10 protein-coding genes and 2 pseudogenes are annotated in these 23,213 nt (G+C 49.3%); 8 read left to right on the top strand and 4 right to left on the bottom strand.

Annotation, left to right across the window (positions count from 1 at the left end):
• Positions 1–7 precede the first annotated feature (7 nt).
• From ACSJJG_RS06585 to ACSJJG_RS06615, 7 genes and pseudogenes are all read left to right on the top strand, one after another.
• Positions 8–706, top strand: a complete 699-nt coding sequence (locus ACSJJG_RS06585) for a DedA family protein (protein WP_481088849.1) — start codon at positions 8–10, stop codon at positions 704–706.
• A gap of 128 nt (positions 707–834) precedes the next feature.
• Positions 835–1,782 carry an acetyl-CoA carboxylase, carboxyltransferase subunit beta gene (gene accD / locus ACSJJG_RS06590; protein ID WP_481088850.1) on the top strand — a complete coding sequence of 316 codons (948 nt, stop codon included), beginning with the start codon at positions 835–837 and terminating at the stop codon, positions 1,780–1,782.
• Positions 1,775–3,073 carry a bifunctional tetrahydrofolate synthase/dihydrofolate synthase gene (gene folC / locus ACSJJG_RS06595; protein ID WP_481088851.1) on the top strand — a complete coding sequence of 433 codons (1,299 nt, stop codon included), beginning with the start codon at positions 1,775–1,777 and terminating at the stop codon, positions 3,071–3,073. Before accD ends, folC begins: the two co-directional genes overlap by 8 nt.
• Positions 3,063–3,751, top strand: a pseudogene (gene dedD, locus ACSJJG_RS06600) (cell division protein DedD). The gene folC and the pseudogene dedD overlap by 11 nt, the downstream one beginning before the upstream one ends.
• Before the next feature lie 141 nt (positions 3,752–3,892).
• A complete protein-coding gene (cvpA, locus tag ACSJJG_RS06605) occupies positions 3,893–4,381 on the top strand; it encodes a colicin V production protein (protein ID WP_099132017.1) in 489 nt (162 codons plus the stop codon).
• A gap of 32 nt (positions 4,382–4,413) precedes the next feature.
• A complete protein-coding gene (purF, locus tag ACSJJG_RS06610) occupies positions 4,414–5,931 on the top strand; it encodes an amidophosphoribosyltransferase (protein WP_481088852.1) in 1,518 nt (505 codons plus the stop codon).
• Between the two features lie 45 nt (positions 5,932–5,976).
• On the top strand, positions 5,977–6,567 hold the full coding sequence (locus ACSJJG_RS06615) for a UbiX family flavin prenyltransferase (RefSeq protein WP_481088853.1): 591 nt from the start codon (positions 5,977–5,979) through the stop codon (positions 6,565–6,567).
• A gap of 63 nt (positions 6,568–6,630) precedes the next feature.
• Here ACSJJG_RS06615 and ACSJJG_RS06620 read toward each other — a convergent pair whose 3' ends face one another.
• Both ACSJJG_RS06620 and ACSJJG_RS06625 read right to left on the bottom strand, forming a co-directional pair.
• Positions 6,631–7,551 carry a TIGR01777 family oxidoreductase gene (locus ACSJJG_RS06620; RefSeq protein WP_481088854.1) on the bottom strand — a complete coding sequence of 307 codons (921 nt, stop codon included), beginning with the start codon at positions 7,549–7,551 and terminating at the stop codon, positions 6,631–6,633.
• Between the two features lie 148 nt (positions 7,552–7,699).
• Positions 7,700–8,320 carry a glutathione binding-like protein gene (locus tag ACSJJG_RS06625; protein ID WP_481088855.1) on the bottom strand — a complete coding sequence of 207 codons (621 nt, stop codon included), beginning with the start codon at positions 8,318–8,320 and terminating at the stop codon, positions 7,700–7,702.
• 124 nt (positions 8,321–8,444) lie between these two features.
• On the opposite strand from ACSJJG_RS06625, the gene yfcD reads away from it, so the two are divergent.
• Positions 8,445–8,963, top strand: coding sequence for an NUDIX hydrolase YfcD (gene yfcD / locus ACSJJG_RS06630; RefSeq protein WP_481088856.1), 519 nt, complete (start codon positions 8,445–8,447; stop codon positions 8,961–8,963).
• A gap of 190 nt (positions 8,964–9,153) precedes the next feature.
• On the opposite strand, the gene ACSJJG_RS06635 is transcribed toward yfcD, so the two are convergent.
• On the bottom strand, positions 9,154–21,294 hold the full coding sequence (locus tag ACSJJG_RS06635) for an amino acid adenylation domain-containing protein (RefSeq protein ID WP_481088857.1): 12,141 nt from the start codon (positions 21,292–21,294) through the stop codon (positions 9,154–9,156).
• Positions 21,295–21,391: 97 nt separating this feature from the next.
• Positions 21,392–23,212: pseudogene (locus ACSJJG_RS06640) on the bottom strand (condensation domain-containing protein); the annotation flags it as partial.
• Position 23,213: the final 1 nt, after the last annotated feature.

Genomic DNA, 23,213 nt, shown 5'->3' on the forward strand with positions numbered 1-23,213 from the left:
GAATATTATGGAGTTTTTGACTCATTTTGTTGATTTTGCGAAATTCATTGTCGATTTTATTTTACACATTGATGCCCATTTAGCTGAATTAGTTGCCAGTTATGGTAATTGGGTTTATGGCATCCTATTTCTGATTATATTTTGTGAAACAGGTTTAGTGGTCACGCCATTTTTGCCAGGGGATTCCTTGCTGTTCGTGGCTGGCGCACTATCTGCATTAGATTCCAATGATCTGAATGTACACATCATGGTGGCTTTGATGATTACGGCCGCGATTATTGGTGATGCTATAAACTATACCATTGGCAGAATTTTTGGTGAGAAATTATTTACCAATCCAAATTCAAAGATTTTTCGCCGTAGTTATTTAAATAAAACCCATGAGTTTTATGAAAAACATGGTGGAAAAGCAATAATCTTGGCTCGATTTGTGCCAATTATTAGAACGTTTGCACCGTTTGTTGCAGGAATGGGGAAAATGTCTTACCGCCACTTTGCTGCTTATAATGTCATCGGTGCATTTATCTGGGTGCTATTATTCACTTATGCCGGTTATTTATTTGGTGATATGCCAGTTATACAGCAAAATCTGAAATTATTGATTGTTGCCATTATTTTTATTTCTATTCTGCCAGGCATTATAGAAATTTGGCGTCATCGCCGCGCTGCATCGAAAAAAGCAACAAGCAGTGCAGTAGATAAATAGAAGATAGATAAATCGACAACCGTAAACAGGTTTGAGCAGTTTTTTATCCACACTGCAATGGCATTGTGGTTTAATGGCACGTAAAACAAAAGCTGGCAGCAGCCAGATTCAGACGGAAAGGTTCATTAATGAGCTGGATTGAAAAGATTCTAAATAAAAGCAAAATTATACAAACTCGTAAGGCAAGTATCCCTGAAGGAGTTTGGACAAAATGCGACAGTTGCAGTCAAGTACTTTATCGTGCTGAATTAGAGCGTAACCTTGAAGTGTGTCCAAAATGCGACCACCATATGCGTATTTTAGCCCGTAAGAGATTGCATTCATTTTTGGATGAAGGCACTGGCACAGAATTAGGCAGTGAGCTGGAACCCAAAGATATCCTGAAATTTCGCGATACCAAAAAATATAAAGATCGCTTAGTTGCAGCCCAGAAGCAGACGCAAGAAAAAGATGCACTCATCGTTATGAAAGGTAAGCTGCATGATATGCCAATTGTGGCCGGTGCCTTTGAGTTCAATTTCATGGGCGGTTCAATGGGTTCTGTGGTTGGCGCTCGTTTTGTGCGTGCTGTTGAACAGGCTCTGGAAGACAATTGTCCATTTGTCTGTTTTACTTCCAGTGGCGGGGCACGTATGCAGGAAGCATTGATGTCACTGATGCAGATGGCAAAAACCAGTGCAGCGCTGGCAAAAATGCAACATCGTGGTTTGCCTTATATTTGTGTGTTGACCAACCCAACAATGGGTGGGGTAACGGCAAGTATGGGGATGCTGGGTGATATCAATATCGCTGAACCTAAGGCATTGATTGGCTTCGCTGGTCCTCGTGTCATCGAGCAGACAGTGCGTGAAAAATTGCCGGAAGGTTTCCAGCGTAGTGAATTCCTGCTGGAGAAAGGTGCGATTGATATGATCGTGCGTCGTCCAGACATGCGCGATAAAGTTGCCAGCCTGCTTGCCATGTTGACCCACAAACCCCATCCGGGCACAAAAGCAGAGCCAATAGAAGCAATCGTTGTTGATTCTGCTGATGTCGAAGCTGATATAAACATCACTCCTAATAAAGAAGATGTCTGATATTTCACAAATTCCTCAAGCCACGTCGTCACTCATGACGTGGCTTTCCTATCTGGGAAACCTGCATACCAAAGCCATTGATATGGGGCTTGAACGTGTGGGTAAACTGGGTCGCCAGTTAGGCTTATTGAAACCGGCTCCAAAAGTTATCACGGTATCAGGCACCAATGGCAAGGGAACCACATGCCATGCCCTGGAATCTGTTTTTCTGGCCGCAGGGCTTAAAGTCGGCGTGTACAGTTCCCCGCATTTAGTACGCTACACCGAGAGGGTGCGTATTCAGGGAAAAGAACCCGCGGAACAAGATTTCTGCCGTGTATTTGCAGCGATTGAAGCCCAGCGTGGCGACATCTCATTAACCTATTTTGAATATGGGACGTTGGCTGCATTACAGCTTTTTAAAGAAGCTTCTCTTGATGTTGTGATTTTGGAAGTTGGGCTGGGTGGACGTTTGGATGCCACCAATATCGTTGATGCCGATATTGCCGCAATCACCAGTATTGCACTGGATCATACGGATTGGTTGGGAGCAGATCGCGAACACATTGGCCGTGAAAAAGCGGGCATTTTCCGCCGTGGACATTTTGCGGTGGTGGGTGAACCTGAGATGCCTCACTCAATTGCTGAAGTTGCGGATGAATTGGGGACTAAGCTCTTTCGCCGTGGCGTTGACTGGCATTTCTCACAGCATGAAAATAGCTGGAACTGGCGAAGCGATAAGCAACAATTCAATGAGTTACCTTTACCTAATTTGCCGTTAGCAAATGCTGCAACTGCAATGGGGGTGATCGATTGCTTGTTGCAGCAGGATGACAACGTCAGCCGGGCTATTGATGAACAAGCAATCCATGCAGGGCTAAGAAATGCTCAATTACCGGGGCGTTTCCAAATTGTCAGGGAAAATCCGCTGGTCATTTTGGATGTGGCCCATAATCCACATGCTGCGGGCTATCTGGTGCAAAAACTGGCAGAATGGCCTCGCTCACCAGACAGTAAGATCCGTGGTGTGGTTGGCATGTTGGGAGATAAAGACATAGCAGGTACACTTGCCTGTCTTTCTCAACAAATTGATGAATGGTATTGCGCATCATTGCATGAACTAAGGGGAGCAGAAGCCGACGTACTGTCTGAACATCTTGTGCAGGCGCGGACATTTCCCGAAGTAAAAACAGCCTGGCAGCAGGCAATGGAAGATGCATCAGTGCAAGATATTATCGTGGTTTGTGGCTCTTTCCACACGGTCGCACATGTCATGGAAGCACTGGAGGAGGGCAAGGAAAGTGGCCAGTAAATTCCAAAATCGCTTGGTTGGCGCCATTGTTCTTGTTGCATTGGGTGTCATTGTCCTGCCTATGATTTTTGATGGCGATAAGAAATATAACGAAGATCAATTTGCTTCGATTCCTTTGGTGCCAAAACCGGGTGATGAAGAGGATATTGATTCGATCCCCACCATTGACACAAAACATGCCGTCTACACCGCCTGAGGGTGCTGCGGAAGCAATGCAATCACAGGAGCAAGAGCCAGATATAGATATGCTGACTCGGCCATCGCCTTCAGAGCCAATAACAGCACCTCCCTGTCACGCAAGATCCTAAAACAGTGGTGCAACCTGAGTCATCTTCTCAACAGAAAGCGGCAACTAAACCACAGGTTAAACCGGAACCTCGCATTGAAAGCAAGCCAGAAACTAAACCTAAACCGAAGCCAACCGAGCAAGCCCCTCAGGCAACGGCATATGTTGTTCAGCTTGGCGCATTAAAAAATGCGGACAAAGTTGGTGAAATAGTGGCAAGGCTGCGTCTTTCCGGGCACCAGGTATATACAGTGCCTTCTTCTCCGGTACAGGGACAGTTAACCCGGATTTATGTAGGGCCGAATGCATCAAGGCAGGCATTGGAGTCTATTTTGTCCGAATTAAGAAAACTTACGGGATTACAAGGGCAGATCAAAAATTATAAGCCATAATCTGATTGGCACAGCAAATGCGGTTTGTTTACCTGCCGAAAATTATTTTCAGTAGAGTGATGAATCTACTACGCAAACGTTTTCGTTTTCTGTTAGAATGCGCCCGACCTGAATGTCGGGAGCCTGTTTTTGGATTAAAATATGGTCTGGATTGATTATACGATCATTGCCATCATTGGTTTCTCGGCACTGGTTAGCTTGATTCGGGGTTTTGTTCGCGAAGCGCTCTCCCTGATAACGTGGGGCTGTGCTTTCTTTGTTGCAAGCCACTTTTATACTTATTTGGCGGCTTATTTTACCCGCCTTGAGGATGAACTGGTGCGCAATGGGGTAGCGATTGCTATCTTATTTATTGCAACACTGATTGTTGGCGCGGTAGTAAACTATGTCATTGGTTCACTTGTTCAGCGAACGGGCCTGTCAGGCACTGATCGGGTCCTGGGGATCTGCTTTGGCGCCTTGCGTGGTGTCTTGGTGGTGTCTGCCATTTTGTTTATTGCGGACTCTTTCACGCCACTGCCCAAAAGTCAGGATTGGCAACAATCACAACTGATCCCACAGTTTAGTCAAATTATCAGGTGGTTTTTTGACTACCTACAAAGTGCGTCGAGTTTCCTGCCGGAGAGATAACGCTCTCCGCTTGGCTGATGAGGAAAGGCTACATGTGCGGTATTGTCGGTATCGTCGGTTATACACCGGTTAACCAGTCGATTTATGATGCATTGACGGTGCTTCAGCACCGTGGACAAGATGCAGCAGGTATTGCAACTATTGATGGTAACAATGAGTTTCGTTTACGTAAGGCTAATGGATTGGTCAAAGATGTGTTTGAAACACGGCACATGTTACGTTTACAGGGAACCGTCGGCATTGGACATGTCCGTTATCCTACGGCGGGTAGTTCCAGTGCATCTGAAGCGCAGCCCTTTTATGTGAATTCTCCTTTTGGTATCACGTTGGCACATAACGGCAATCTGACAAACGCACATGAATTGAAAAAAATGCTGTTTGAAAATGCCCGCCGTCATGTCAACACCACCTCAGATTCTGAAATTCTACTGAATATTTTTGCCAATGAACTAGCCCAATTTCCTGATTTCCCCTTAGAGCCTGATGATATTTTCTCGGCAGTTTCAAAAATGCACAAAAAAATTCGTGGCGCTTATGCTTGTATTGCCATGATTATTGGGCATGGGGTGGTGGCTTTTCGTGATCCACATGGCATTCGTCCTCTGGTGCTGGGAAAGAAAACACGGGAAGATGGTCGCAATGAATACATGGTGGCATCGGAAAGTGTGGCGTTGGATACATTGGGTTTTGAGTTCCAGCGTGATGTGGCTTCTGGGGAAGCGATTTATATCACTGAAAACGGGCAACTGTTTACTCGCCAGTGCGCAGAAAATCCGTCATTAACACCTTGTTTGTTCGAATTTGTCTATTTCGCTCGCCCGGATTCTTTTATTGACAAGGTTTCGGTATATAACGCCCGGTTGCGGATGGGGCGGAAATTGGGGGAAAAAATTGCCCGTGAATGGGAAGACTTACATATTGATGTCGTTATTCCCGTACCGGAAACCTCTTGTGATATCGCCCTGGAAATCGCCCATATTCTGGATAAACCCTATCGTCAGGGATTTGTCAAAAACCGTTATGTAGGGCGTACCTTTATCATGCCTGGTCAGCAAGAGCGACGTAAATCCGTTCGTCGTAAACTGAATGCTAATCGCGCTGAATTCCGGGGTAAAAATGTTTTGCTGGTGGATGATTCCATCGTGCGTGGAACCACTTCTGAACAGATTGTTGAACTGGCGCGTGAAGCGGGCGCTAAGAAAGTCTATTTTGCTTCGGCGGCACCGGAAGTTCGCTTCCCGAATGTTTATGGTATTGATATGCCGAATGCCAATGAACTGATTGCTCACGGCCGGGAAGTGGATGAAATTCGTCAGATCATTGGTGCCGATGCCCTGATATACCAAAACCTCCACGATCTTGTCCAGGCTGTCCGGGAAGAAAACCCGGATATTGAAAAATTCGAATGCTCCGTATTCGATGGTATCTATGTCACGAAAGACATTGACCAGTGTTACCTCGACTATCTGGAAAACCTGCGCAAAGATGATGCCATGAAAGTGCGTGGCCAGAGCGAAATAGAGGATCTGGAAATATATAATGAAGGATAATATTGTTATTATCATGAAGTTATAGCCAGAATCTCAGGGGAAAACATGAAAAAATTGATTGTCGGGCTGACCGGCGCGAGTGGTGCGATTTATGGTGTCAGGTTGCTGCAAGTTTTGCGGCCAATAGAAGGCATTGAAACGCATTTAGTGATCAGTCAATCAGCCCGGCAGACTCTGGCATTGGAGACGGACTATACGTTGCGGGATGTACAGACTTTGGCCGATGTTGTACATGACAATCGTGATATTGCCGCATCCATTTCCTCTGGCTCTTTTAAGACATTGGGTATGGTGATTTTGCCTTGCTCCATAAAAACCCTATCAGGAATTGTACATAGTTACACTGACGGCTTAATTACCCGTGCCGCCGATGTTGTTTTGAAAGAAAAGCGCAAGCTAGTGCTGGGGGTGAGGGAAACTCCCTTGCACTTGGGGCACTTGAGATTAATGACGCAGGCAGCAGAAATTGGGGCGGTGATCATGCCACCTGTTCCGGCATTTTATCATCGTCCTGAACATATTCAGGGTATCATCGACCAGACAGTGAACCGGGTACTTGATCAGTTCGATATTGACCTGCCAGAAGATCTATTTAGCCGTTGGCAGGGGGTCAAGCCCATTGGATATGGCATGTAAGTTGAGTCAATATGCTGTTGTGAGGAGACCACAACAGCATATCGTTTATTGCCTTATATTTGTTCAGGCTATATAAGCATTGTCCTTTTCCTCTATTATATTTTGCAAGGCTTCTTCCAGTTGAAAATAACGGAAACCAAATCCGGCTTCTTCCAGTCTTTTGGGAATGGCTTGTTGACCACCTAAGACTAACTCAGCGGCTTCTCCCATCATTACTTTTAACACAAATGCAGGAATGCGCATAAAGGCAGGACGATGTAATACAGTTGCGAGTGTGGCACTAAACAGCTCATTATGAACAGGGTAAGGAGATGTCATATTAAAGGGGCCATGGAGATCAGGTGATACCAGCAGGTAATAAATACCATTGACCATGTCGTCAATGTGTATCCACGGCATATACTGCTTGCCAGTGCCGATTGCTCCCCCTAAACCTAACCGGAACAGTGGCAACATTTTTTGCAGTGCGCCCCCTTTGGGAGCCAAGACAATGCCTGTACGTAGCAAACAGACACGGGTTTTATCACTTTGGGCCTGTAGGGCCAGCTGCTCCCAACGTTCACAAAGCTGATGGGAAAATTCATTGTGAGGAAGATCGTTTTCGGTAACGATTGATTGTCCCTGATCGCCATAATAGCCAACGGCTGAACCGGAAATAAAGACAGATGGCGGAGATTCACTGGTCTTGATTAGCTTGCTCAATTGTTCAGTGATCAGCCAACGGCTTTGACACAGTTTCTCTTTTTGTTTCGGTGTCCATCGTTTATTGATAATAGACTCGCCAGCAAGATTGATAACAGCATCAAAGCCATTGAGATTGTGTTGGTCATTTAACGTTGTCCAACATTCAACGCGATCAGAAAACAGAGAATACGCCTTTTGTGGTGAACGACTCAAAATGGTGATGGAATGGGAGAGCGAAATCAACTGGCAGGTCAAGCGATGACCAATTAACCCTGTTCCCCCCGTAATTAAGATACGCATAGCCACCCCCTGTAATAAAAGATCATTGCATATTGGACTATAACAAGGGATGACTTAGCTGGCAGCGAAATATGCTGCTATCTGTTACCACTATCAAGTTTTATGGTGCAAAATCTCGCCATCAGATGAATTTATTACATATATGGAGCTAAGCTTCCTTATAGGCGGCTTGTGTCGCAGGGCGCTGGCTGATCTTATCCAGCCATTTAGCAACCGCCGGATAATCCTGTAGGTTGATTTTTTGGTGTTCATGACATTTCGCCCACGGATAAGTGGCAATATCTGCGATACTATATTCGTCTCCTCCGAGATAAGCCGTTTTTTCCAGTTGGGTGTTTAGCACCTTGTATAAACGTTTTGATTCTTCCACATAGCGATTAATGGCATAGGGAACAACTTCTGGAGCGTAGCGGTTGAAATGGTGATTTTGACCGAGCATTGGGCCAAAGCCAGCAACTTGCCAAAACAGCCATTGCAGTTGTTCGGTGCGTTCACGCGACTCTTTGCTTAATAGCTGGCCTGTTTTGTTTGCCAGATAAAGTAAAATGGCCCCTGATTCGAAGATAGCGACAGACTCTCCCCCATCGGCGGGTTGATGATCGACAATAGCCGGGATCTTGTTATTGGGTGAAATGGTGAGAAATTCAGGTTTGAACTGTTCGCCAGTGCTGATATTGATAGGGTAGATAGTGTAAGGAATGCCGACTTCTTCAAGAAAAAGGGTAATTTTGTAGCCATTTGGCGTTGGGGCATAGTATAGATCTATCATATAACCTCCAGCGATAATAACTTTCTGAAAAATGTAACGGTGTTACCTTACCATCGTTTGTTTATAAATGTTATAAATTTACTGCAAAAAGTAACATGCAACTCATTGATAAAAGGTTTTTAGAATGATGCAAGAAAAATCAGCAAATATTGAATGGATTGATATCGTCAGCGAAGGCAATGAAGTCATTGCCCAATCGACGCGTCAGCAGATGAGAGCACAAAACTTGAGGCATCGTGCTACTTATATTGTCGTGCATGATGGTATGGGCAAAATTCTGATTCAGCATCGTACAGAAACGAAAGACTTTTATCCGGGAAAATTAGATGCCACGGCGGGAGGTGTTGTTATGGCGGGAGAAACTTTGCTTGAGGCTGCACGTCGGGAGGCAGAAGAAGAGCTGGGGATTGCCGGTGTTCCTTTTGCCGAACATGGTGTTTTTTATTATGAAGAGGACATTTGTCGTATATGGGGGGGGTTGTTCAGTTGTGTTAGTCATGGGCCATTTGCATTGCAGGAAGAAGAAGTCGCCGCAGTTTACTGGCTGACGCCGGAAGAAATCACGGCCCGTTGTGATGAATTCACGCAGGATTCATTGAAAGCGCTCTCCTTATGGTTAACGCGTAACCATCAAGTAGAATAGTTTTAACTATCATTAATAATTATTTGTTACGGGAATGAGGACCTTCCGTTGATATTAAATAATAATTTAAAATAGGAGTATGTATATCTATAATACATACTCCTTGTTTTATAAAATTTAATAATTGAACTTTATCTTTAAAAAAGGATTTGTTTAATTTATATTCTTTTCTATTGATAAATGAGGCTATTTAAATTTGTAATCCAGCTATGGCCGATGCTAACCCTTGAACGAAAGGTTGACGCATAATGGTGATATGATCACCAGATAAAGTCTCGGAGATAACTTCCCCAGTCACCAGCGTTTTCCATCCATCAATAATGCTTTCGGCAGAGATATGTTGTTCTTCATACTCTTGGTTATCGCTAGCCAGAAACAGGTGGAGTTTTCCTGAATAGCGTTCTTGCGGTTGATAAGTCGCCAAAGATTGGGTCTTGAAGACATGTAAATAGGCAGAGATTTCCTTAGATTCAAGTTGAGGAGGTAAGAGTTCCTCTTCAATTAGACGAAGTCGCAAGTTATCGAATTGCTCTTCTTCTGTCATGAATTGGAATTGTTCTTCGGTAAAGTTTTCCTCTGCACCTGCCAATGCAGCAAGCACATTGCCAAACTCGGCCAGCCAGCGGCTATTGGACCATTCTGATTCGCTCCTTTGGGTTAAACCCTCTGGCGGGGATTCACTATCGACTAAAGCCAGTAAGCCAATGCTTTCACCCTGTTGGACGAGTTGTCGGGCCATTTCGAATGCGAGCCAGCCTCCGAAAGAGTGTCCACCTAAATAATAAGGGCCATTGGGTTGAACTTTCTTAAGAAAGTCGATCATAACGCTGGCCATTACCTCAAGGCTTTGTGGGGGATCGCTGCGTCCATCTAACTCTGGTGATTGCATACCCCAAACGGAATAAGCACCTTCCAATGCTGTTGCCAATTCCCGCAAATAGAGCACATGTCCTCCGGCGCCGGGCGCAAAGAACAGCGGTGTTGCTTTGATGTTCCGTGACAGGCCGACCATAGAACCAACATGGATATTATCTCGATCTTCAATGGCTCGGGCTTGTTCTTTGATAGTGGTAAACGACATCAAGCTTGCCATCATATTTTGCTGAAGCCCTAGTTTTTCTATTGCTAAGGAGCTGGCTTTCAAAATAAGCAGTGAATGTCCTCCTAACTCAAAAAAATGGTCATGACGGCTGATACGCTCTAATCCGAGCAGATCTTGCCAAATCTGAGCCAGGGTTATTTCAACTTCACCTTGGGGGGCTTCATAATCACGCGCTACGATGGCAGCTTGATCGGGAGCAGGAAATGCCTGACGGTCGATTTTACCATTAGCGGTAAGCGGGAAAGCGTCAAGAATGACAAATGCACTGGGTAGCATAAACTCGGCAAGTTGTTGAGCAAGCTGCTGACGCAGTTCACTGGGCACCAAGTTTACACCGGATTCAGGCTGAACATAGGCGACGAGACGTTTATCATCAGAGGTTATTTCCCTAACCAAAACAATGGCTTCCTGCACTCCCTGACATTGCACCAGACGAGTTTCTATTTCACCCAGTTCAATACGGAAGCCCCGGATCTTGACCTGAAAATCATTACGTCCCAGATATTCAATCATGCCATTGGATAACCAACGCCCCAGATCACCCGTTTTATACATACGAGCATCTGGCTGTTCACTAAACGGATCAGCCACAAATTTTTCCGCGGTTAAATCCGGGCGATTGAGATAACCACGGGCTACACCTGCTCCACCGATATGAATTTCACCACTGACGCCAATAGGCACCGGCCGGCCGTGCGGATCCAGAATATAAATACGGGTATTGGGCAGGGGATAACCAATCGGGATAACGTCAGTCATTTCAGGCGAATCTTGACCGTTATCAGCGAGGGTTAAGGTGGTGGCAATCACCGTCGTTTCGGTAGGGCCATAAGAGTTAATCCAGCGGCAGGATTGCGTTTCTGGTATAGATTGCCAACTCAGCAAATGGCGCCGTTCCGCTTTTTCACCACCGACGATAACGGTGCGCAGGTATTGGCCGAAACCACTGTGCCCCGCCATCATCTCCTGTACCCAGTGGTGCCAGAAGGCCGTTGGCATATCCATAATGGTGATTTTCTGCTCATTTAGCAGATCGACAAATTCTGCATCCGGTACACGGATATGAGCAGGGCGCAGAACCAGAGTGGCACCGGATGCGAGGGTAGGGAAAATATCGGATACCGAGGTATCAAAGGCGATGGTCGCAAATTGCAGGATACGATCCCCCAATTGGGGTTCGCTGGTCTGGTGCTGGGCATGGATAAAGTTCACCACATTGCGGTGCTCCAGCATCACGCCTTTGGGCTGTCCGGTGGAGCCGGAAGTATAGATGATATAGGCCAGATGATGGGGTTGAAGTTGCACAGCAGGATTATGGGCTGGCTGTTTTGCCACGTTATTTCGGTGAGCTTCATTATCCAGCAACCAGACGGGGATGTCTGATATTGGCAACAGTTCCTGCAAATGTTGCTGGGTCAGCAATAACACCGGCTGGCTGTCCGATAACTGGTAGGCCAAACGTTCAGCAGGGTATTCGGGATCGAGCGGAATATAGCCGGCCCCCGCTTTAAGGATAGCGTACAGGCCGATAATCAAATCCAGACTGCGGTCAACACAAATAGCGATGCGATCATCAGGGCGCACGCCCGCCGTAATCAATTGGTGTGCCAGTTGGTTGGCGTGATGGTTCAGTGCCGCATAACTCAGTTCACTCTCGCCAAATACTACGGCCGTGGCATCCGGCGTGCACGCTGCCTGCTGTTCGAACAGTTGATGGATTAATCTGTCCTGCGGATAGTCCATCGCCGTATTGTTAAAATCCTCCAGTAATTGGGTACGTTCGGCTAATGGCAGGATATCGATTGACTCAATGGCTTGCTCAGGCGCATATTGCAGTGCGGCCACAATGCCGTTTAAAGCTGTCTTCATATAGGCATTAATGCGCACCGGGTCCACGTGCTGGCTGCATTGGGTAGTCAGCGCAAAACCATCGTCAAAATCATCGACATCCAGCGACAAGGGGTAATTGCTGCGCTCTTCACTGTCCAGCTCCTGAATACCGTCCCAGGCCGGTGAAGCGGATTGTTCCTCGTTACGCGGGCTGTGGCGGAAATTAAGCAGGCTGTTAAACAGTGGCAATGAAGCCGGCACACCGCTGCACCGCTGGGCAATCGCCAGCGGGGTCTGTTCATGGTCCAGCAATTCGCTCAGGCGCTGGTAGGTTTCCTGTACCGCCTGTTTTACGGTACGGGCCTGTAATTGGATACGGACGGGCAGGGTATTGATAAACATCCCCAGTACCTGGGAAGCGCCTATACCGCCCTGCAATCGGCCCAATAACACCGTCCCGAATACCACATCTTCACGGCCGCAACACTGTGCCAATACCTGTGCCCAGGCCACATGGAACAGTACAGCCGGACTGATCCCCAACTGACGAGTGCAGTCCCGGATCTCTTGTGCCAGTTCATCATCTAACGTGACGATATCTTCCACGATTTTATCGTGCTTATCGCGGCTGTTTCCCTGTACATCCAGTAACCCAAACGGCAGAGTCGGCTCTTCCACGTCGCCCAATAACTGCTGGAAATAAGCCTGATGCACTTCAATCGGCACCTGACGGGTTTGGGCAATAAAATTGCGGTAAGGCAACGGGGCGGGCAGAGACGCTTCTTCACCTAAGATTAACGCCTGTACTTCGCTGAAAATGATTTCCAGTGACAGATGGTCACAGACCAGATGATGGTGCAACAGACTCAGCCACCATAAATCGGTGTCGGGATCCCGGGCGATATAGGCGGCCAATAATGGCGCCTGCGTGATATCTAAGCGGATACGGTCAGGATCGGTCAGACGCCGGAGCTGGCTTTCAGCATTCTCTCCCGCTGATAACATCAGTTCAGTGACCGGCAGGGGCGCATGACGGCAGACCACTTGCACGGGGATTGGAAGTTCCTGCCAGTGGAAGGCACTGCGTTGAATATCGTGCCGGTCAATTACGCGTTGAAGCGCCTGCAAGAAACTCTCCAGCCGTGTCCGGCTGTCAAAGTGCATCAGAATATTTTCAAGATAGGTGTCACCGGTTTCTGCCAGTAAATGGTGGAACAGAATGCCTTCCTGCAACGGGCCGAGCGGGTAAATATCCTGAATATTGGCGACACCGCCCGGTACACGGTCGACAATCTGGTCAATTTGGGCCTGAGTCAATGTTACCAGTGGCAGCATAGCCGGCGTAATACGCTGGCTGTCTTCGCGGATCAAATTGGGTGGAATGACCCATGTCTCCACATCTTGCTGCTGACTTAAGCGGGCGCTCATGGCTGTCAGGGTGGGGGCAGCGAAGACCGCGCTGACCTCCAGAGACAGCCCTTGCTGGCGTAACTGTTCGATCAGGCTGACCACCAGCAGAGAATGGCCGCCCAGTTCGAAGAAGTTGTCATGACGTCCGACCTGCTCCAGTTCCAGAATCGATTGCCAGACGGCCGCCAGTTTCTGTTCGGTTTCGCCTTGTGGTGCTTCGTACTCACGGCTGACGATAGCGTGCTGATCCGGCGCTGGCAGGGCGTTGCGATCCAGTTTACCGTTGGCGGACAGCGGGAAGGCATCCAGCATCACAAAGGCACCGGGCAGCATGTATTCCATCAGGCGGGAACGGAGTTGTTCACGCAGATCGGCCGGTTTTAGTGTGATGCCGGTTTCCGGGATCACATAGGCGATTAAACGCTTATCCCCCGTTTCTTCTTCACGGGCGATCACCACGGCATCGCTGACGCCTTCGCAAGCCACCAGTTGGGTTTCAATTTCCCCCAGTTCAATGCGGAAGCCCCGGATCTTGACCTGAAAATCATTGCGTCCCAGATACTCAATCGTGCCATTGGGCAGCCAACGCCCCAGATCGCCGGTTTTATACATGCGGGTATCGGGCTGTGCGCTGAACGGATCAGCCACAAATTTCTCGGCGGTTAAATCCGGGCGATTGAGATAACCACGGGCCACCCCTGCGCCGGCAATATGGATTTCACCACTGACGCCAATAGGCACCGGCTGGCCGTGCGTATCCAGAATATAAATGCGGGTATTGGGCAGCGGATAGCCAATCGGGATAACCCCTTTGAGATGCAGTGGACTTTGGTGGTCCAATTTCAGGGTGGTGGCAATCACCGTGGTTTCCGTGGGACCATACGAGTTAACCCAGCGGCAGGATTGGGTTTCCTGATGAGACAGCCAGCTGATTAAATGGCGGTACTCCGCTTTTTCGCCACCCACAATAAGGGTATGCAGATATGGGCTAAAGCCGCTGCGACCGGCCATCATCTCCTGTACCCACAGGTGCCAGAAGGCCGTTGGCATATCCATAATGGTGATCTTCTGTTCACGCAGGAAAGTGACAAAAGTCATATCCGGTATTCGGATATGGGGCGGCCGCAGAATCAGAGTGGCACCGGATGCGAGGGTAGGGAAAATATCGGATACCGAGGTATCAAAGGCGATGGTCGCAAATTGCAGGATACGATCCCCCAATTGGGGTTCGCTGGTTTGATGTTGGGCATGGATAAAGTTCACCACATTGCGGTGCTCCAGCATCACGCCTTTGGGCTGTCCGGTGGAGCCGGAGGTATAGATGATATAGGCCAGATGATGGGGTTGAAGTTGCACAGCAGGATTATGGGCTGGCTGTTTTGCCACGTTATTTCGGTGGGCTTCATTATCCAGCAACCAGACGGGGATGTCTGATATTGGCAACAGTTCCTGCAAATGTTGCTGGGTCAGCAATAACACCGGCTGGCTGTCCGATAACTGGTAGGCCAAGCGTTCAGCAGGGTATTCCGGGTCGAGCGGAATATAGCCGGCCCCCGCTTTAAGGATAGCGTACAGGCCGATAATCAAATCCAGACTGCGGTCAACACAGATTGCCACGCGATCATCGGGGCGCACGCCTGCCGTAATCAATTGGTGTGCCAGTTGGTTGGCATGGCGGTTCAGTGCCGCATAACTCAGTGCGCTCTCGCCAAATACTACGGCCGTGGCATCCGGCGTGCGCGCTGCCTGCTGCTCGAACAATTGATGGATTAATCTGTCCTGCGGATAGTCCATCACCGTATTGTTAAAATCCTCCAGTAATTGGGTACGTTCGGCCAGTGGCAGGATATCGACAGACCGGATAGGTTGCTCAGGCGCATATTGCAGCGCGGCCACAATTCCTTTCAGGACGGTGTTGACATAGGCATTAATGCGGATTGGGTCCACGTGCTGGCTGCATTGGGTAGTCAGCGCAAAACCATCGTCAAAATCATCCACATCCAGCGACAAGGGGTAATTGCTGCGCTCTTCACTGTCCAGCTCCTGAATACCGTCCCAGGCCGGTGAAGCGGATTGTTCCTCGTTACGCGGGCTGTGGCGGAAATTAAGCAGGCTGTTAAACAGCGGCAATGAAGCCGGCACACCGCTGCACCGCTGGGCAACCGCCAGCGGGGTCTGTTCATGGTCCAGCAATTCGCTCAGGCGCTGGTAGGTTTCCTGTACCGCCTGTTTTACGGTACGGGCCTGTAATTGGATACGGACGGGCAGGGTATTGATAAACATCCCCAGTACCTGGGAAGCGCCTATACCGCCCTGCAATCGGCCCAATAACACCGTCCCGAATACCACATCTTCACGGCCGCAACACTGTGCCAATACCTGTGCCCAGGCCACATGGAACAGTACAGCCGGACTCATCCCCAACTGACGGGTGCAGTCCCGGATCTCTTGTGCCAGTTCATCATCTAACGTGACGATATCTTCCACGATTTTATCGTGCTTATCGCGGCTGTTTCCCTGCACATCCAGTAACCCAAACGGCAGAGTCGGCTCTTCCACGTCGCCCAATAACTGCTGGAAATAAGCCTGATGCACTTCAATCGGCACCTGACGGGTTTGGGCAATAAAATTGCGGTAAGGCAACGGGGCGGGCAGAGACGCTTCTTCACCTAAGATGAACGCCTGTACTTCGCTGAAAATGATTTCCAGTGACAGATGGTCACAGACCAGATGATGGTGCAACAGACTCAGCCACCATAAATCGGTGTCGGGATCCCGGGCGATATAGGCGGCCAATAATGGTGCCTGCGTGATATCTAAGCGGATACGGTCAGGATCGGTCAGACGCCGGAGCTGGCTTTCAGCATTCTCTCCCGCTGATAACATCAGTTCAGTGACCGGCAGGGGCGCATGACGGCAGACCACTTGCACGGGGATTGGAAGTTCCTGCCAGTGGAAGGCACTGCGTTGAATATCGTGCCGGTCAATTACGCGTTGAAGCGCCTGCAAGAAACTCTCCAGCCGTGTCCGGCTGTCAAAGTGCATCAGAATATTTTCAAGATAGGTGTCACCGGTTTCTGCCAGTAAATGGTGGAACAGAATGCCTTCCTGCAACGGGCCGAGCGGGTAAATATCCTGAATATTGGCGACACCGCCCGGTACACGGTCGACAATCTGGTCAATTTGGGCCTGAGTCAATGTTACCAGTGGCAGCATAGCCGGCGTAATACGCTGGCTGTCTTCGCGGATCAAATTGGGCGGAATGACCCATGTCTCCACATCTTGCTGCTGACTTAAGCGGGCGCTCATGGCTGTCAGGGTGGGGGCAGCGAAGACCGCGCTGACCTCCAGAGACAGCCCTTGCTGGCGTAACTGTTCGATCAGGCTGACCACCAGCAGAGAATGGCCGCCCAGTTCGAAGAAGTTGTCATGACGCCCGACCTGCTCCAGTTCCAGAATCGATTGCCAGACGGCCGCCAGTTTCTGTTCGGTTTCGCCTTGTGGTGCTTCGTACTCACGGCTGACGATAGCGTGCTGATCCGGCGCTGGCAGGGCGTTGCGATCCAGTTTACCGTTGGCGGACAGCGGGAAGGCGTCCAGTATCACAAAGGCACCAGGCAGCATATGCTCCATCAATCGGGTACTCAGTCGCTTACGTAATTCAGCCGGGCTAAGTGTCATGCCGGTTTCCGGGATCACATAGGCGATTAAACGCTTATCCCCCGTTTCTTCTTCACGGGCGATCACCACGGCATCGCTGACGCCTTCGCAAGCCACCAGTTGGGTTTCAATTTCCCCCAGTTCAATGCGGAAGCCCCGGATCTTGACCTGAAAATCATTGCGTCCCAGATATTCAATCGTGCCATTGGATAACCAACGCCCCAGATCACCCGTTTTATACATACGGGTATCGGGCTGTGCGCTGAACGGATCAGCCACAAATTTCTCGGCGGTTAAATCCGGGCGGTTGAGATAACCACGGGCCACCCCTGCGCCGGCAATATGGATTTCACCACTGACGCCAATAGGCACCGGCTGGCCGTGCGGATCCAGAATATAAATGCGGGTATTGGGCAGCGGATAGCCAATCGGGATAACCCCTTTGAGATGCAGTGGACTTTGGTGGTCCAATTTCAGGGTGGTGGCAATCACCGTGGTTTCGGTGGGGCCATACGAGTTAACCCAGCGGCAGGATTGGGTTTCCTGATGAGACAGCCAGCTGATTAAATGGCGGTACTCCGCTTTTTCACCGCCGACAATAAGGGTATGCAGATATGGGCTAAAGCCGCTGCGACCTGCCATCATCTCCTGTACCCACAGGTGCCAGAAGGCCGTTGGCATATCCATAATGGTGATCTTCTGTTCACGCAGGAAGGCGACAAAAGTCATATCCGGTATTCGGATATGGGGCGGCCGCAGAACCAGAGTGGCACCGGATGCGAGGGTAGGGAAAATATCGGATACCGAGGTATCAAAGGCGATGGTCGCAAATTGCAGGATACGATCCCCCAATTGGGGTTCGCTGGTCTGGTGCTGGGCATGGATAAAGTTCACCACATTGCGGTGCTCCAGCATCACGCCTTTGGGCTGTCCGGTGGAGCCGGAAGTATAGATGATATAGGCCAGATGATGGGGTTGAAGTTGCACAGCAGGATTATGGGCTGGCTGTTTTGCCACGTTATTTCGGTGAGCTTCATTATCCAGCAACCAGACGGGGATGTCTGATATTGGCAACAGTTCCTGCAAATGTTGCTGGGTCAGCAATAACACCGGCTGGCTGTCCGATAACTGGTAGGCCAAGCGTTCAGCAGGGTATTCGGGATCGAGCGGAATATAGCCGGCCCCCGCTTTAAGGATAGCGTACAGGCCGATAATCAAATCCAGACTGCGGTCAACACAGATTGCCACGCGATCATCGGGGCGCACGCCCGCCGTAATCAATTGGTGTGCCAGTTGGTTGGCATGGCGGTTCAGTGCCGCATAACTCAGTTCACTCTCGCCAAATACTACGGCCGTGGCATCCGGCGTGCGCGCTGCCTGCTGTTCGAACAATTGATGGATTAAGACATCTTGCGGATGTTTGACCGTCGTATCGTTAAAGGTTTCCAGTAATTGGGTACGCTCAGTTAGCGACAGGATGTCGATTGACTCAATGGCTTGCTCAGGCGCATATTGCAGTGCGGCCACAATGCCGTCTAAAGCTGTCTTCATATAGGCATTAATGCGGATTGGGTCCACGTGCTGGCTGCATTGGGCGGTGAGCGCAAATCCGTCATCAAAATCATCGACATCCAGTGACAAGGGGTAGTTGCTGCGCTCTTCACCCTCTATCTCGTCAATCCCTTCCCAAGCAATTGAAGCCACTTGTTCATCTTCGCGTGGGCTATGGCGGAAGTTTAGCAAGCTGTTAAACAGCGGCAATGGTGCCTGAATGCCACTGCAACGTTGGGCAACCGCCAGAGGTGCCTGCTCATGTTCCAGTAGTGCGGTTAACTGCTGATAAGTTTCTTGTACTGCTTGCTTAACGGTACGTGCCTGTAACTTAACGCGAATAGGTAAAGTATTGATAAACATCCCCAGTACTTCGGATGCACCAATCCCGCCTTGTAACCGTCCTAACAGGACGGTACCGAATATGACATCGTTCCGTCCACTGCATCGCGCCAGCACCTGTGCCCAGGCCACATGAAACAGCACGGCAGCACTCATACCCAATTGACGGGCGCAATCACGAAGACTTTGGGCCAGTTGACTATCCAGCGTGAGAACATTTTCCACTATCTCATTGAGGCTGCCACCTTGTACGTCAAGCAGCCCAAACGGCAGAGTAGGTTCTTCTACATCGCCCAATAATTCGCGGAAATAATTTTGGTGAACCTCTAACGGTACGTTGCGGATCTGCGCGATAAAGTTTCGGTAAGGCAGCGGCGTTGGTAAATTTTCACTTTCCCCCAAAAGCAAGGTTTGTATTTCACTGAATATCATATCCAGTGATATGTGATCACAAACTAAGTGGTGATACAGCAAGGAGAGCAGCCATTGATCGGAGGCGGGATCTTTGGCGATATGAGCAGCTAACAGGGGCGCTTTGGTCATATCCATCCGTATTGCACGGGGATCGGTGAGGTGGCGTAGTTGGGTTTCTGGGGCTTCCCCTGCCGATAGTGTGAGTTCAATAATTGGCAATGGTGCATGGCGATAGACGATTTGTACTGGTTTAAGAAGTTCTTTCCAGTAAACGGCGCTGCGCAGAATATCGTGCCGGTCAATTACCCGCTGCAACGCTTGCAAGAAACTCTCCAGCCGTGTCCGGCTGTCGAAAATCATCAAATGGTTGTCCAGATAGAGATCCCCTTCCGTCTCCAGCAAGTGGTGGAACAGAATACCTTCCTGCAATGGCCCTAACGGGTAAATGTCCTGAACATTGGAGATACCGTCCGTTACATGGGAAATAATCAGGTCTATTTGATCTTGGGCTAATTCCACCAGTGGCAGCATATCTGGCGTAATGACGGAACTGTCTTCTCTGATCAGGTTAGGTGGTATTTCCTGTATAGCCGTGGTTTGAGCGCTATTGTGGCTGATTAGGCTACTCATGGTTGTCAGCGTTGGCGCAGAGAATACTGCACTGACATCCAGAGACAGGCCGTGGGAGCGTAACTGCTCAATCAAATTGACCACCAGCAATGAATGCCCGCCAAGTTCGAAGAAATTATCTTGTCGCCCGACTTGTTCTACGTTCAGCAAGGATTGCCAGATGGCCGCCAGTTTCTGTTCGGTTTCGCCTTGTGGTGCTTCGTACTCACGGCTGACGATAGCGCTCCGATCCGGCGCCGGTAGTGCTTTGCGCTCCAGTTTACCGTTGGCGGACAGCGGGAAGGCGTCCAGTATAACAAAGGCACCAGGCAGCATATGCTCCATCAATCGGGTACTCAGTCGCTTACGTAATTCAGCCGGGATAAGTGTCATGCCGGTTTCCGGGATCACATAGGCGATTAAACGCTTATCCCCCGTTTCTTCTTCACGGGCGATCACCACGGCATCGCTGACGCCTTCGCAAGCCACCAGTTGGGTTTCAATTTCCCCCAGTTCAATGCGGAAGCCCCGGATCTTGACCTGAAAATCATTGCGTCCCAGATACTCAATCGCCCCATTGGGCAGCCAACGCCCCAGATCGCCGGTTTTATACATGCGGGTATCGGGCTGTGCGCTGAACGGATCAGCCACAAATTTCTCGGCGGTTAAATCCGGGCGATTGAGATAACCACGGGCCACCCCTGCGCCGGCAATATGGATTTCACCACTGACGCCAATAGGCACCGGCTGGCCGTGCGTATCCAGAATATAAATGCGGGTATTGGGCAGCGGATAGCCAATCGGGATAACCCCTTTGAGATGCAGTGGACTTTGGTGGTCCAATTTCAGGGTGGTGGCAATCACCGTGGTTTCCGTGGGACCATACGAGTTAACCCAGCGGCAGGATTGGGTTTCCTGATGAGACAGCCAGCTGATTAAATGGCGGTACTCCGCTTTTTCACCGCCGACAATAAGGGTATGCAGATATGGGCTAAAGCCGCTGCGACCGGCCATCATCTCCTGTACCCACAGGTGCCAGAAGGCTGTTGGCATATCCATAATGGTGATCTTCTGTTCACGCAGGAAAGTGACAAAAGTCATATCCGGTATTCGGATATGGGGCGGCCGCAGAATCAGAGTGGCACCGGATGCGAGGGTAGGGAAAATATCGGATACCGAGGTATCAAAGGCGATGGTCGCAAATTGCAGGATACGATCCCCCAATTGGGGTTCGCTGGTCTGGTGCTGGGCATGGATAAAGTTCACCACATTGCGGTGCTCCAGCATCACGCCTTTGGGCTGTCCGGTGGAGCCGGAAGTATAGATGACATAGGCCAGATGATGGGGTTGAGAGTTGCACAGCAGGATTATGGGCTGGCTGTTTTGCCACGTTATCCTGATTATGGTGATCATCCAGCAGCCAGACAGGGATATCCTGTATTGGTAAGCGAGTCTGTAAATGTTGCTGGGTCAGCAATAACACCGGCTGGCTGTCCGATAACTGGTAGGCCAAGCGTTCAGCAGGGTATTCCGGATCGAGTGGAATGTAGCCAGCGCCGGCCTTAAGGATGGCGTATATCCCAATGATCATATCCAGACTGCGATCAGCGCAGATTGCTACGCGATCATCGGGGCGCACACCAGAGGCGATCAAATGGTGTGCCAATTGGTTAGCGTGGCGGTTTAGCCCTGCATAACTCAGTTGACTATCACCAAACACTAACGCGATGGCGTCAGGAGTTTGTTCCACCTGTTGTTCAAACAGTTGATGGATCAATAATGTTTGTGGATATGGGAAGGCCGTATCATTGAAATCGTCTAACACTTGAGTGCGTTGGTATGGTTGCAATAGTGGTAAACTTTCCACTGCTTGCGAATCATCTTTAACCATCGCGGTCAGCAGGGTTTGCAGGTAACGGGCGATGCGTTCAACGCTGGTAGGGTCAAACAGATCACTGGAATACTCCAGGCCACCCACTAAGCCATTTTCAGTATCATTTATCGCGAGGGACAGATCGAAATGCGAGCTGTTTTCGGCCAGATTGATTTCACTAATAGTAATATCCGGCAATGCTATATTCTGCTGTCCAGGGGTATTATCCACTGACATCATCACCTGAAAAATCGGGCTATGGCTGAGGCTACGTGGTGGTTTTAGTATCTCTACCAACTGTTCGAATGGCAGATCTTGATGTGCGTAGGCGTTCAATGAATGGGCCTTAACCCTGGCTAGCAGAGCGCTGACCGTTGGATTGTCATCCAGTTGGATCCGCATCGCTAGCGTATTAACAAAGAATCCAATCAGCGGCTCCAATTCACTATATTGCCGATTAGCGACAGGAGTACCTATCACCAGATCTTTCTGCCCGCTAAGACGGGAAAGTAAAATTGTCCATCCCGCCATCAGAGTCATAAATAATGTTGTCCCGTGACGCTGGCTAAGGCTTCTTAATCCGGCACTTAATTCCGGTGACAGAGCGATATCGACATACCCGCCGGCATAACTCTGTTTCTCTGGGCGTGGCCGGTCAGTCGGTAGTTCCAAAAGTGCGGGAGCACCTTGTAACGCATCGCGCCAGAAACTCACCTGTTTTTCCAATATTTCTCCCTGTAGCCACTCTCTTTGCCAAAGGGCATAGTCAGCATATTGGAGTGTCAACGCGGGCAGGGGATCATCCCGCCCTTCGCTGAATGCATGATACAGCGTGGAAAGCTCGTGCATCAGGATGTTAAGGGACCAACCATCGGAAATAATATGATGCTGGGTTAATAGCAGGATATGTTCATTTTCAGCCCGCCGCAGCAAGCGCCCTCTGATGAGGGGGCCTTGTGCAAAGTCAAATGGCTGGCTGGTTTCACGCTGGATTATCTCTTCGATAGTAGTTTGTTGATCTTCCGCAGGCAGATGGCTGAGATCTTCCACTGCCAAAGAGAAGCCGCTCTCTGGTTTACCAATAATTTGCAGGGTCCGGCCTTCGGCCATCTTGATACCCTTGGCTCTCCTGATCGTCGTGCGCAGAATTTCATGCCGAGCAACAATTCGGTTTAACGCTGCTTGCAGGGCATCTAAATTCAGATAACCTTGCAGACGCAGAGCACCTGGAATGTGGTATGCCGTTTGTGCGGCTGGATCTAACTGCGCCAGAAGCCATAAGCGTTGCTGTGCCCAGGATAGAGGAAGCGCTTGCTGATCAGCGTTTCTCGGTATAATTTGCCTTTTTTCTCCGATCTGCTTTTTTTCCCCAATCTGGCTGTTTTCAATGCGTTCTTTAATTTTTTTCTGGAGTACCGCTTGTCTTAATTCAAGTAGGCTTAGTTCTTTGTGACTCATT

The sequence above is a fragment of the Xenorhabdus sp. SGI 60 genome (genome assembly GCF_056632175.1).

Bases quoted from the DNA above. Each gene is read 5' to 3' on its own strand.
- purF (WP_481088852.1), top strand. From the start codon at position 4,414: ATGTGCGGTATTGTCGGTATCGTCGGTTATACACCGGTTAACCAGTCG.
- cvpA (WP_099132017.1), top strand. From the start codon at position 3,893: ATGGTCTGGATTGATTATACGATCATTGCCATCATTGGTTTCTCGGCA.
- folC (WP_481088851.1), top strand. From the start codon at position 1,775: ATGTCTGATATTTCACAAATTCCTCAAGCCACGTCGTCACTCATGACG.
- ACSJJG_RS06635 (WP_481088857.1), bottom strand. From the start codon at position 21,294: ATGATCACCATAATCAGGATAACGTGGCAAAACAGCCAGCCCATAATC.
- ACSJJG_RS06615 (WP_481088853.1), top strand. From the start codon at position 5,977: ATGAAAAAATTGATTGTCGGGCTGACCGGCGCGAGTGGTGCGATTTAT.
- ACSJJG_RS06620 (WP_481088854.1), bottom strand. From the start codon at position 7,551: ATGCGTATCTTAATTACGGGGGGAACAGGGTTAATTGGTCATCGCTTG.
- accD (WP_481088850.1), top strand. From the start codon at position 835: ATGAGCTGGATTGAAAAGATTCTAAATAAAAGCAAAATTATACAAACT.
- ACSJJG_RS06625 (WP_481088855.1), bottom strand. From the start codon at position 8,320: ATGATAGATCTATACTATGCCCCAACGCCAAATGGCTACAAAATTACC.
- ACSJJG_RS06585 (WP_481088849.1), top strand. From the start codon at position 8: ATGGAGTTTTTGACTCATTTTGTTGATTTTGCGAAATTCATTGTCGAT.
- yfcD (WP_481088856.1), top strand. From the start codon at position 8,445: ATGATGCAAGAAAAATCAGCAAATATTGAATGGATTGATATCGTCAGC.